Origin of the sequence: Halopseudomonas xinjiangensis, assembly GCF_900104945.1 — a bacterium.
Lineage (GTDB): Bacteria > Pseudomonadota > Gammaproteobacteria > Pseudomonadales > Pseudomonadaceae > Halopseudomonas > Halopseudomonas xinjiangensis.
Genome location: NZ_LT629736.1, coordinates 3,263,241 through 3,274,709, shown reverse-complemented (window position 1 = coordinate 3,274,709; position 11,469 = coordinate 3,263,241). Strand labels below are relative to the sequence as shown.

Genomic DNA, 11,469 nt, shown 5'->3' with positions numbered 1-11,469 from the left:
TCTTTGGTTTTTCAACAGGATTTCATCATGAAACCGAGCTTCCTCATCCTTGCCGGCCTCATCCTGCTCGCCGGTTGCGGTCAGAAGGGCCCGCTGTTCCTGCCACAGCAGACGCCGGCCGAGACTGTCCCGCCTGCGCAGGAAGAACTCAACCAGCAACCGACGGATGAATGATTGCGCATGACAGCTTTTGATTATCGCCAAGGCGAACTGCATGCCGAAGAAGTAGCGCTGTCGGCCATCGCCAGGCAGTACGGCACGCCCTGCTACGTCTACTCGCGCCAGGCCATCGAAAGCGCCTGGAAGGCCTGGGACAACGCGCTACGTGATGTCCCGCACATGGTGTGCTTCGCGGTCAAGGCCAACTCCAATCTGGCCGTGCTCAACCTGCTGGCTCGGCTGGGAGCCGGCTTCGACATCGTCTCCGGCGGCGAGCTGGAGCGCGTCCTGGCTGCTGGTGGTGATCCGTCCCGCGTGGTGTTCTCAGGCCTGGGCAAGACGGCCGACGAAATGCATCGCGCGCTCGAGGTCGGCATCCACTGCTTCAACGTCGAGTCCGCTCCCGAGCTGGAGCGTCTGCAGCAGGTTGCCGCCGAGCTGGGCGTACAGGCCCCGGTATCGCTGAGGGTGAATCCTGACGTGGACGCCGGCACCCATCCGTACATCTCGACGGGCCTCAAGGAAAACAAGTTCGGCATCGATATCGTCAGCGCTCCGGCCGTGTACCGCCGTGCCGCTGATCTGCCGAACATCCGCGTGGTCGGTGTCGACTGTCATATCGGCTCGCAGCTCACCGATGACGCGCCTTTCATCGATGCACTGCAGCGTCTGCTGGCGCTGATCGATCAGCTGGCTGCGGACGGCATCCGCGTCGAGCATCTGGACCTGGGCGGTGGACTCGGGGTGACCTATCGCGACGAGCAACCGCCCGCGCCTGGCGACTACCTGCGCAAGGTCAGCGACATGGTCGCCGGTCGCAACCTGACACTGCTGTTCGAGCCGGGCCGTTCCATCGTTGCCAACGCTGGCGTGTTGCTCACTCGCGTGAACCTGCTCAAGCCGACCGAGCACAAGAACTTCGCGATTATCGACGCAGCCATGAACGATCTGATCCGCCCGGCCCTGTACAGCGCCTGGATGGGTATCGACGCGGTTCGCCCGCGCAGCGACGACGCCGCGCTCGACTGGGATATAGTCGGCCCGGTGTGCGAAACAGGCGATTTCCTCGGCAAGGATCGTCGGCTGGCGCTGGCCGAAGGCGATCTGCTCGCGGTGCGTTCCGCCGGCGCCTACGGTTTCGTCATGAGTTCGAATTACAACACCCGTGGGCGCGCCGCCGAGGTCATGGTTGACGGCGGCACCACGCACCTGGTGCGCCGCCGCGAGACCGTCAGCGAGCTGTTTGCCGGCGAGTCCCTGCTACCCGAGGCCTGACATGCTGTTGCGATTCACCAAAATGCACGGCCTCGGCAATGACTTCATGGTCATCGACCTGGTGACACAGCAAGCACAATTGTCGCCACGTCTGATTCGTCAATGGAGCGACCGGCATACCGGTATCGGCTTCGACCAGTTGCTGGTCGTCGAGCCGCCGGGTCAGCCGGATGTCGACTTTCGTTACCGCATCTTCAATGCCGATGGAAGCGAGGTCGAACAGTGCGGCAACGGCGCGCGCTGCTTCGCCCGCTTCGTGCAGGACAAACGCCTGACCGCCAAATCGGAGATCCACGTCGAGACGTCCGGGGGGTTGATTACCCTGTCGGTGCGTGACGATGGTCAGGTGACAGTCAACATGGGCGCGCCGCGCTTCACTCCGGCAGATATCCCGTTTCAGGCCGATCAGGAAGCTCTCACCTATCCGCTGGAAGTCGACGGACAGCTGTACGACGTTGCCGCTGTATCGATGGGCAACCCCCACTGCGTGGCGCTGGTCAGCGATCTGCAGCAGTTGCCGTTGGCGCAGCTCGGGCCTCTGTTCGAAAACCATGCGCGGTTCCCCAAGCGGGTCAACGCCGGATTCATGCAGATCGTCGACAAGCATCACGCACGCCTGCGGGTGTTCGAACGCGGCGTTGGCGAAACACAGGCGTGCGGCACCGGCGCCTGTGCCGCTGCCGTCGCTGGCATCCGAGCCGGACATGTGGTCTCGCCGGTAACAATCGAGCTGCCCGGCGGACCACTGCAAATCGAGTGGGCTGGCCCGGGCCAACCGGTAATGATGACCGGCCCGGCAGTTCGGGTATACGAGGGGCAGATACGCGTATGACAGACACACCGCAGCGACCCGACCAGGAGCTCGACGCCAGGCAGGTCGCGAATTATCTGCGCCAGCACCCGACCTTCTTTGCCGAACATGACGAGCTTTTGCCCGAGTTATTCATTCCGCATCTTCCTGGGCAAGCGGTCTCGCTGGTCGAGCGGCAGGTCAAGCTACTGCGCGAGCGCAACATCGACGTGCGCCATCGACTGGACCATCTGATGGATGTGGCGAGGGAAAACGACCGCCTGTTCGAGAAGAGCCGCAGGCTCGTTCTGAGCATGCTCGAGGCGCAGAGCATGGAAGAACTGATCGCCAGCATAGAAGACAGTTTGCGCGACGACTTCCAGGTGCCCTTCGTCAGCCTGATCCTGTTCAGCGAAGCCGGACGTTTTTCCAATGCTCGCTGTGTGCCGCATAGCGAAGCCCGGGCAGCCATAGGCCATCTGCTCGATAGCGGCAAGCCTCTGAGCGGCATCCTGCGCCCTGACGAACTGACCTTCCTGTTCGGCCGGCATGGCAACGAAGTTGCGTCGACCGCTCTGGCGCCGATCCAGCACCAGGGCTCCCACGGCGTGCTCGCACTGGGCAGCCGTGATGCCAACCACTACAAGGGCGCTACCGGCACCCTGTTTCTCGGCTATGTGGCAGACGCTCTGGCGCGCGTATTGTTGCGCCAGCGGCCGATGGCTGACGAAGCCAGAGCCTGATGCACACGGCAGCTGTCTCGCTGCAGGCTTCGCTCGATGCATTCGGTGAACACTTGCGCAGCGAGCGACAGGTTTCGCCGCACACGCTTGATGCTTACCGGCGCGATCTGGCCACGCTGCTGACCTACCTCGAACAAAACGGCGTCCATCGCTGGGATGCGGTCGATACTCAGACACTGCGCAGCTTTGTCGGGCGGCAGCACCAGAGCGGTCAGTCAGGTCGCAGTCTGCAGCGGCTGCTCAGTTCGGTCCGCGCGTTCTACCGCTACCTGATTCGTGAGCGCGTCTGCCGGCATAACCCCGCAGCCGACCTGCGCGCACCCAAGTCGCCACGTAAGCTGCCGAAGACGCTCGATGCCGATCTGGCCGGCTCCCTCCTCGATCAGGCTGGCGTCCCCAATGGCGAGGACGATGACTGGCTGCGAACACGGGACGCCGCCATGCTTGAGCTGTTCTACTCATCCGGGCTGCGGCTATCGGAGCTGGCAGGCCTGAGCATGCACGACCTGGACCTGCGCGAAGGCGAAGTCAGAGTGCTGGGCAAGGGCAGCAAGACCCGCGTGCTGCCTGTTGGCCGCAAGGCCAGGGAGGCGTTGCAGCAATGGCTGGCACTGCGTCCGGCTGTGGCGGCTGCGGATCAGCCGGTCTTCGTCGGACGCCAGGGTCGGCGACTCACACCCCGGGCAATCCAGCTGCGAGTGAGGCGCAGCGGCGTGCAGAGCATAGGCCAGCACGTCCATCCGCACATGCTGCGTCATTCTTTCGCCAGTCACATGCTGGAATCCTCGGGTGACCTGCGCGCCGTGCAGGAACTGCTGGGTCACGCCGATATCGGTACCACACAGATCTATACGCATCTGGATTTTCAGCATCTGGCGCAGGTCTATGATCAGGCGCACCCTCGCTCCAAACGGAAAAACGGGAAAGACTCATGATCAGGCTGTTGACCTTCGACCTCGACAACACACTCTGGGAAACCGAGCCGGTGGTCGTCGCTGCCGAAGCCAGGCTGCTGGAATGGCTTGCGGAACACGCGCCGCTGTTCGTGCGTAACCTTGACGCAGAGGCTCGTCGGGCGCTGCGCCATGAAGTGCTGACCGCCGAACCGCTGTTGCGTCATCGGGTGACCGCGCTGCGCATAGCTATTCTGGAGCTCGGCCTGCGCAAAGCGGGTTACGCCGAAGAACATGCTCGCGAGCTGGCGCTGCAGGGGTTCGAAGTATTTCTCGAAGCGCGCCATGCGCTGACTTTTTTTCCGCATGCCGAAGCCTTGCTTGGCAGACTCGCCAAACGCTACCAGCTGGCGACCATCTCCAACGGCAACGCCGATGTAAAACGGCTGGGCCTGCAGGATTTCTTCAAGGTGATCGTATCAGCCGACGAAGTCGGCGTCGGCAAGCCGGACCCGGCGCCCTTTCTCGCCGCGCTCGAACGCGCCGGCGCCGAGCCGCATGAAACCCTGCATATCGGCGATCATCCAGTCGACGACATTCAAGGCGCTCAAGGCGTCGGCCTGCATACGCTGTGGTTCAATCGCATGCAACTGCCCTGGCCGGACCAGCCGCGACCACACGGGGAAGTGAAGTGCCTGAGCGAAGTGGAAAGCTGGCTGGAGTCCTATCTCAGCCGACTCGAGAGTGCAGACCCGAGCCGGAGCTGAGTGCTCGGCCCGGGTAACGACCGAGACCGATCAGATCGGCCGGCTTCCGTATTTGCTGTCAGGCTTTTTCGGCGGGTCACCGACAACGTTGTCGCCGATTTCCTGGACCTTGCCGCCGCGCGCCATAAACTCTTCGATTTGCCGGGCGAGCATTTCGCGCTCGCGAGCCTTGGCTTCAAGCGACAATCCCTCAAGCGGATCTTCGGCGACAGCGGCCTTTTTCTTCGGCTTGGGCGTGGGTTCGTCGTCCTCTACCTCTGGCAGGTCGTCGACGTCATTGTCGTCCACACTCTCCAGCTCTTCGTCTTCAATATCGTCGTCGCTCATTACCTGGCTCTCGCAGCGGGAAAAACAGGCTATTTATAGCGCAACAAAAGTTTTTGACTAGAGGGCGCGGAGATTATTTTTCATCGTTCAGACGGACGCCCCCTGCGTGAGCTTCGCGAGCTGGTCGAGGTCGGTCTGCACCCCTGACGTTTCGCGGATTCGCGCAAGAATCTGTCGTTTGAGCTCGATGAAGGCCGACTCCAGCTTCATATCCTGATGGCGAGCCTCGGGCAACGGAACATTGTAGAGGGTATCGATGCGCCCTGGGCGCGGCGCCATGAGTACGATGCGGCTGCCAAGGTATATTGCTTCTTCCACATCGTGGGTGACGAATACGATGGTGGTCTTCTCCAGCCGATGCACGTGGCGAATCAGGTCGTGCATCACTTCTCTTGTCTGCGCATCCAGCGCCCCGAAGGGCTCGTCCATCAACAGAATGTCCGGCCGGGGCATCAGCGCCCGGGCAATCGCCACCCGCTGCTGCATGCCACCTGACAGCTGGCTGGGGTAGGCATCGGCGAACGGCGCCAGGCCCATCAGGTTGAGCAGCGCATCGGCGCGGCCGCTGGCCGTTTCCACATCGGCCTGGCTGTGAACGCCGTCTGAAATGACCTTGAGCTGGCGACAGAACTTGATGTTCTGCATTACCGTCAGCCAGGGATAGAGGCTGTAATGCTGGAACACCATCGCCCTGTCGACACCCGGGCCATCGATTGGCTGATCATGCAATAACAGCTCACCGCTGCTGTGCGTTTCCAGCCCGGCAAGAATGCGCAGCAGTGTGGACTTGCCGCAGCCCGAGGCGCCCACGAAGGTGACGAACTCGTTCGGACGGATATCCAGGTCGACGTTGTGCAGGGCCTCGATGGTCTGGCTGCGGGTCGCGAACTGCTTGCCCACCTGGTGAATGCTGATACACGGCTTGTCCATGGTATTACCTCTTCTGCCAGTGGAATGCGCGGCGGCCGACCCAGCGAAAAGCCTGGTCGGTGAGCAGGCCTATCAGACCGATCAACAGAATGCCGGCAAAGATCTTGTCGGTGTGCATGTAGCGCTGGGCCCGCAGGATGGCGTAACCCAGGCCGGAGTTGGACGCCACCAGTTCGGCCACGACCAGGTAGGTCCAGGCCCAGCCACAGGTGATACGCAGGGTATCCAGCAGCGCTGGGCGCGCCGATGGCAGAACCACCAGGCGAATGATCTCGCTACGCGTGGCGCCCATGGTCTGCGCGGCCTCGATCTGCGCCATCGGCACCCGGCGCACGTCCTCGGCAGCCATCAGGGCCATCTGGAAAAAGGTACCGATGAAAATAATCAGTATCTTCGAACCTTCGTCGATGCCGACCCAGAGCATGACCAGCGGAATGAACGCCACCGCGGGCATGTAGCGGATGAAATCGATCAAAGGCTCCAGTGTCGCCTGCACCGTGCGATAGGTGCCCAGATACAGGCCCAGCGGCAGCGCAACCAGCGCAGACAGCAGAAACCCGGCCATCACTCGATACACGCTGATGCCAATGTCCCCCATCAGGCCTTCCTCGGTCGCCCAGCGCCAGATACGTTGCACCACCGCCTCGGGGCTCGGCATGAACAGGGGATCGGCCAGCCCCAGCGCGGTATACAGCCACCAGGCTACGAAGGGCGCGGATAGGCCGACCGCGGCAAGAATGGCGACGCTGCGCCCGCCCATGTCGCCGCGTATGGTCCACCAGCGACTGCGCCGCCGGGCCGGTTTCGTCGGGATGCCGGATACCGGCAGGGGTGCCTGAGCGTTCATGCCGGGGCCTCCTCGGTGAGATGACGGAGGGCAGGGACCGCCGCTCGTTGCCAACCGGCTGCCGGCGAATAGGCGCCCAGCCCGGCCAGTCGCTGGACGGGCCAGTCGGACAACGGCGTCGTCGGGTTAGGGTTGAGCAGCAAGGCTTTGCCCGAGCGGCCCGGCAAAGTCGACAGCTCGACACGCCAGCTGTGCCCGCTGGAGTCGATGCGACCGAAAGACAGTTCCATGGCCAGCATATGCTCGGCCTGCTCGGCGGAGGACGTCGCCACCCGCTCGCATAGCGGTAGATCTCCGGCCAATGGTTGCGGACGGCTGGCTGCAAACAGAAAATAGTCGCCGGCCCTGAGCAGGCAAGCCTTGCGTCCGCCCTGCTCGGAATCACTCAGCCACAGCGCCTCGGATCGGCCGATAGAGTCCGGCAAGCGCGTCCAGATCTCCAGGAAACTACCGTCCAGTGCCTGTTCGTGCAATTCGTCGGCACTGACGAAGGTCATTCGGCCAACGTCTTCCGGGCTCTCCGGATGGAAGTCGAGCCGCCGATGCCAGCGGCACAGGTCGCCTTCGACTTCTGTCACGCCGGCGAAACCAGCCTGTGCGCAGCGCTGCTGCAAGGTGCGCGGTTGCCGTTCGGGAATGCGAATGTCCGCGTGCAGCGACTCGGTCTGCAGCCAGAACACGCGCGTAGTGCGGTCTTCGAAACCGTCGGCGGTGCGCAGCAGGGTGCGCTGCCAAACGCCCAGATAGCGATCGGGTACGTTCATGCGTGGTACTCCGGGAAGCGTTTCAGGGTGCGCCAGAAGGCGATATCGTGATTCGGCCAGAGCTCAGCGCCGGTCTCGGCTGCGACGCGCTTGAGCTTGCGGATACTGTCTACCGCCATGTCTTCACGGTCCCGCCAGCACAGACCCGGCGCGACTTCGTCCTCAAGGTTTTCCGTGAGGTCGGCGGCATCGCCGGCGAGGATCACCGGTGCGCCCTCGGGCAGCTCGATCAGCAACGACATGTGCCCAGCGGTATGTCCGGGCGTGTTGATCGCGCGCAGGCCCGGTAGCAGATCGTATTCGTCGCGCTGCGGCTTCCAGCGCACGTCACCGGCGAAATCGTCTGCGAAATAGGCATTGTCGGCGGGCTCGCGGGCTGCCTGCAGCTCGGCCTCGTGAACATGCACGTCAGCTCCGCAGACTTCGCACAGGCCGCCGGCATGATCGAAGTGCAGATGGCTGAGGAATACCAGGTCGATATCCGCCGGGGTCAGGCCCATACCCTGAAGGTGCGAGGTGAGCCGCTGCTCCTCGCTCATCTCCGGCGGACCCATCGGAAACTCCACCGGATCGAACCAGCGCTGACGCGCCTCCGGATCGTTGAGCTTGTGATAGTCACAGCCAACGTCGAAGAGCACACGCCCTTGCCGGGTTTCGATCAGGTACGCGAGGATCGGCGCCTCGATGAGCGTACCTTCGCCACGGTTGCGGGTTGAGAACGACTTGTCGTAGCGGTGGGTGGCGGTCAGCAACGGCCACAGCTTGAGAACCTGGCTCATGACGTGACCTCCAGGCAGAATTCATGGCGCACTGCGGAGACGATACCTCCGACGATATCCTCCGCCATGCGCGCCCCCTTGGCCGCATCCGAGCCCCGCGCCGACGAAAGAACACCAGAAGGCGGTACCCATTCGGTACGTGTGGGATAGATGTCATACAGCGGAAACTCCGCCGGGCCGTCGTCAGGAATGAGATCCAGACGGACCAGCGAGGGGTGGTAGTGCAGCATGAGGGATGTCTCGATCACGGCTGCATGCTCCAGGGCAAAGCCCGGAAATCCGTCAGGGAAAACATCCGCCAAGGTCTTTTCGCTGCAGTAGTCCCAATGCTCCAGGCGCATGACTACCAGCTCGCAGGCCGTTCCCAGCTCGCGCAGCGCCAACTGAATGCCTTCAGCCACGAACCACTGGTTCTCATAGTGCCCCAGCACCAGCACCAACCGTTTCACGCCATGCCGGGCGAATTCACGCACTCCGTCCTGCACCAGCGCAATCAACGTCGCGCCGTCCAGGCTGGTGGTGCCGCAGAAATGCTGGCCGCCGCCGCACTTGGGTTGTGACTTGTACCCATAGGCCAGAGCCGGCGCGACGATGCCGTCGACCTGGCGCGCGGCGTCTGCGGCTATTGCTGTAGAAAGCAGCGCATCGGTGCCCAGCGGCAGGTGCGGCCCGTGCTGCTCGGTAGCGCCGCAGGGCAGAAACACTACTGCACCATCATTGACCCGCTGCTGATACTCGATCCAGCTGATCTGGTCCATGAATACGCTTGTCATCAGGTTGCACTCCTCGGCAGGGCAGGTTGGGGCTGGTCTGGCCAGGCGGCGAGCACCGCAGCGACACACACCAAAGCGGCGCCGACACACTCACGCGGCCCAAGCGGCACGTCGCCGAGCCAGGCCGCTGACAGCACGGCAGCGATCAGCTCGAAAACGATGATTACGGCCGCCCGGCTGGCTTCCAGGTGCGTGACGCCGTACTGCGCGGCCAGCGTTGCGAGCAACCAACCAGCGGCGAACAGGGCTACCAGTGCCCAGGTAACGGGGCGGAGCGTTGGCAGGCCCTGATCAAGTAGCAAACAGGCCACACCGGCGAAGGCCACACTGCCGATAAAGGCTGCGAAGGTCTTGCTGAACAACGGAATGCGGTTGGCGGCGCGGGTCGCCAGGTTATTCATGGCAAAGGCGAAGCCGGCGCTCAGGGCCAGCCAATCGACACCCTCAAGCGGCTTGAGTGTGTCCAGGCCGATCCCCAGGGTGAGCGCGATGCCGACCATCGCCAATGCAAGAGCACCGAGACGCAGCGCCGTGAGTTGCTCGCGCAGCATCAGCCAGCCGCCCAGCACAGCCCACACTGGCGCCAGGTAGAACAGCAGCATGAGCCGGACGATATCGTGACCCAGCGACAGCGACGAGATCAGCGCGGTGTTAGCCCAGCCGCCGAAGATCACGATTGCCAGCAGCCCCCACGCCTGTCCCCGCCACGCTCTGCGCTGCCGCCAGAGAAGCGGCACGGCCACCAGCGCAATCAATCCGTAACTGGCAAATACCATGGGCATGCCGCTTATGCCGGCTTCTGCGAAAGCGCGCAGAGGGATCCAGCTGGTGCCCCAGAGGAGGGTGGCGAATATCAGAACGAGCTCCGGCCGCAGCATCAGCCACCCATCCAGGAGCCGCCGTTGGGCCCCAGTATCTGTCCGGTGAAAAAGCTCGCTTCGCTTGAAAGCAGAAAACATACCGCCGCAGCCACTTCCGCCGGCTGACCGAGGCGCCCCGCCGGGATGGCGACTTCACGGGCTATCCATTCGGCGCTCATGTTGGCCGGAGACACCATCGCCGTTTCGATCGGCCCGGGTGCGACGCCGTTGATAGGTATGTGCGGCGCGAATTCGCGGGCCAGCGCGCGGGTCAGACCGATCACACCGGCCTTGGCCGCACAATAGGCGACGTATTCCTCGCGGCCTAAAAATCCCAGGTCCGATGTAACATTGACGATGCTCCCGCCCCCCTGGGCGGCCATTCCCTGCAGGGCAATGCGGCAGCAGCGATAGACGCCGTCCAGATCGACCGACATGACCTGACGCCAGTCACGCTCATCGGTTTGCAGAAAGGGTTTTTCGAGAATGACACCAGCGTTGTTGACCAGGCCATACAAGGGGCCGTCCTTGGCGATGGAGGCGAACATCGCATCGACCGACGCCGCATCGGCGACGTCTGCCTCCACGGCCAGAACAGTGCCGCCTTGCGCTGCCATCGAGCGGATCAGCTCATCCATCAGCGGTTCCTGGCCCGCCTGATGGCCTGCCCACACCCGGGCGCCACGTCCGGCCAGTGCCTCGACGCACGCGCGGCCGATACCGGTCGCGGCGCCGGTCACCAGAATGCGCTGCCCTGCCAGGCTGGACTGCGTGCTCAATGCATCATCTCCCCGCGACTGACCACCAGCGCCTGACCGGTCACTGCCGCTGCGAGCGAGCTTCCGAGAAACAGAAAGGTGCCGGCCAGGTCCGCTGGCGTCAGCAGTTCAGCAATGGCCTGTGCAGACAGAATGTGCTGCAGCTCAGCGGCTTCGCTGCGACCACTGGCAGCGGCCATGCTGCGCAGCGAGGCCATGGCTGCATCCGTGGCAATCCAGCCTGGGCAGACCGCGTTGACACGAATGCGTTGCGCCCCAAGTTCCCAGGCCAGCGAACGCGTCAGTCCGATAACCGCGTGTTTGCTCGCTACATAGGCAGAAAATCCCGCGACCGCACTCAGGCCCCAGATGGACGACTGATTGATCACGCTGCTGCCTTCGCCAAGCAGGGGCAGGACCGCCCGCGTCAGCCGCAGCATGCTGACCACGTTGTTGTCCAGCTGGGCCTGCCAGCGCTGGTTGGCATCGGCTGCGGAGTCGAGCAGCGGCGTTGGCTTCTCGATGCCGGCGTTGTTCACCAGGACGTCGAGGTGACGACAGCGCTCGGTCAACTCGGCGGCGAACGCCAGAACCGCCGCATCATCGCCCAGGTCGACGCAACGGCCGCGCACCTCGGTGAGCGCTTCGAGCTCGTCCAAGACCATGGCGAGACCTTGGGCGTCGCGATCGAGCAGCTCCAGCCGGGCGCCCTGCTCGGCGAATGCTCGGGCCAGCCCGCGACCAATGCCACTGCCGGCTCCGCTGATCAGTACCGTGCGTCCGCTGTAATCAATGCTATGCATG

At 63.4% G+C, this 11,469-nt stretch carries 15 protein-coding genes; 6 read left to right on the top strand and 9 right to left on the bottom strand.

Annotation, left to right across the window (positions count from 1 at the left end):
• Nucleotides 1–27 precede the first annotated feature (27 nt).
• The 6 genes from lptM to BLT85_RS15375 are packed head-to-tail and all read left to right on the top strand — an operon-like array spanning nt 28 to nt 4,627.
• Nucleotides 28–174 (top strand): LPS translocon maturation chaperone LptM, encoded by a 147-nt coding sequence (gene lptM, locus BLT85_RS15400; protein WP_093396607.1) that lies wholly within the window; start codon nt 28–30, stop codon nt 172–174.
• A 6-nt stretch (nt 175–180) separates the two neighbouring features.
• Entirely contained in the window at nt 181–1,434 is a 1,254-nt protein-coding gene (gene lysA / locus BLT85_RS15395) for a diaminopimelate decarboxylase (RefSeq protein WP_093397830.1), read from the top strand.
• A gap of 1 nt (nt 1,435) precedes the next feature.
• Entirely contained in the window at nt 1,436–2,266 is an 831-nt protein-coding gene (gene dapF, locus BLT85_RS15390) for a diaminopimelate epimerase (RefSeq protein WP_093396606.1), read from the top strand.
• Nucleotides 2,263–2,967 carry a DUF484 family protein gene (locus BLT85_RS15385; RefSeq protein ID WP_093396605.1) on the top strand — a complete coding sequence of 235 codons (705 nt, stop codon included), beginning with the start codon at nt 2,263–2,265 and terminating at the stop codon, nt 2,965–2,967. The genes dapF and BLT85_RS15385 overlap by 4 nt, the downstream gene beginning before the upstream one ends.
• Before the next feature lie 20 nt (nt 2,968–2,987).
• Complete coding sequence (gene xerC / locus BLT85_RS15380; RefSeq protein WP_093397828.1) at nt 2,988–3,902, top strand: tyrosine recombinase XerC; 915 nt, start codon at nt 2,988–2,990, stop codon at nt 3,900–3,902.
• The gene (locus BLT85_RS15375) at nt 3,899–4,627 is read left to right on the top strand and encodes an HAD family hydrolase (RefSeq protein ID WP_093396604.1); all 729 of its coding nucleotides are present in this window, start codon (nt 3,899–3,901) and stop codon (nt 4,625–4,627) included. The genes xerC and BLT85_RS15375 overlap by 4 nt, the downstream gene beginning before the upstream one ends.
• A 30-nt stretch (nt 4,628–4,657) precedes the next feature.
• On the opposite strand, the gene BLT85_RS15370 is transcribed toward BLT85_RS15375, so the two are convergent.
• The 9 genes from BLT85_RS15370 to BLT85_RS15330 all read right to left on the bottom strand — a co-directional run bounded on the left by BLT85_RS15370 (nt 4,658) and on the right by BLT85_RS15330 (nt 11,468).
• Nucleotides 4,658–4,954 (bottom strand): hypothetical protein, encoded by a 297-nt coding sequence (locus tag BLT85_RS15370; RefSeq protein ID WP_093396603.1) that lies wholly within the window; start codon nt 4,952–4,954, stop codon nt 4,658–4,660.
• 87 nt (nt 4,955–5,041) lie between these two features.
• Nucleotides 5,042–5,884 carry an ABC transporter ATP-binding protein gene (locus tag BLT85_RS15365; protein WP_093396602.1) on the bottom strand — a complete coding sequence of 281 codons (843 nt, stop codon included), beginning with the start codon at nt 5,882–5,884 and terminating at the stop codon, nt 5,042–5,044.
• Nucleotides 5,885–5,888: 4 nt separating this feature from the next.
• Nucleotides 5,889–6,644: an ABC transporter permease gene (locus BLT85_RS15360; RefSeq protein ID WP_331456738.1), complete on the bottom strand. Its 756-nt coding sequence runs from the start codon at nt 6,642–6,644 to the stop codon at nt 5,889–5,891.
• A gap of 83 nt (nt 6,645–6,727) precedes the next feature.
• Complete coding sequence (locus tag BLT85_RS15355) at nt 6,728–7,495, bottom strand: hypothetical protein (RefSeq protein ID WP_093396600.1); 768 nt, start codon at nt 7,493–7,495, stop codon at nt 6,728–6,730.
• Nucleotides 7,492–8,274 carry an N-acyl homoserine lactonase family protein gene (locus tag BLT85_RS15350; protein WP_093396599.1) on the bottom strand — a complete coding sequence of 261 codons (783 nt, stop codon included), beginning with the start codon at nt 8,272–8,274 and terminating at the stop codon, nt 7,492–7,494. Before BLT85_RS15350 ends, BLT85_RS15355 begins: the two co-directional genes overlap by 4 nt.
• Complete coding sequence (locus BLT85_RS15345; protein WP_093396598.1) at nt 8,271–9,047, bottom strand: creatininase; 777 nt, start codon at nt 9,045–9,047, stop codon at nt 8,271–8,273. The genes BLT85_RS15350 and BLT85_RS15345 overlap by 4 nt, the downstream gene beginning before the upstream one ends.
• A complete protein-coding gene (locus BLT85_RS15340) occupies nt 9,047–9,925 on the bottom strand; it encodes a DMT family transporter (protein ID WP_093396597.1) in 879 nt (292 codons plus the stop codon). The genes BLT85_RS15345 and BLT85_RS15340 overlap by 1 nt, the downstream gene beginning before the upstream one ends.
• Complete coding sequence (locus tag BLT85_RS15335) at nt 9,925–10,686, bottom strand: SDR family NAD(P)-dependent oxidoreductase (protein WP_231701495.1); 762 nt, start codon at nt 10,684–10,686, stop codon at nt 9,925–9,927. The genes BLT85_RS15340 and BLT85_RS15335 overlap by 1 nt, the downstream gene beginning before the upstream one ends.
• Nucleotides 10,683–11,468, bottom strand: a complete 786-nt coding sequence (locus tag BLT85_RS15330) for an SDR family NAD(P)-dependent oxidoreductase (RefSeq protein WP_093396596.1) — start codon at nt 11,466–11,468, stop codon at nt 10,683–10,685. The genes BLT85_RS15335 and BLT85_RS15330 overlap by 4 nt, the downstream gene beginning before the upstream one ends.
• Nucleotide 11,469 lies beyond the last annotated feature (1 nt).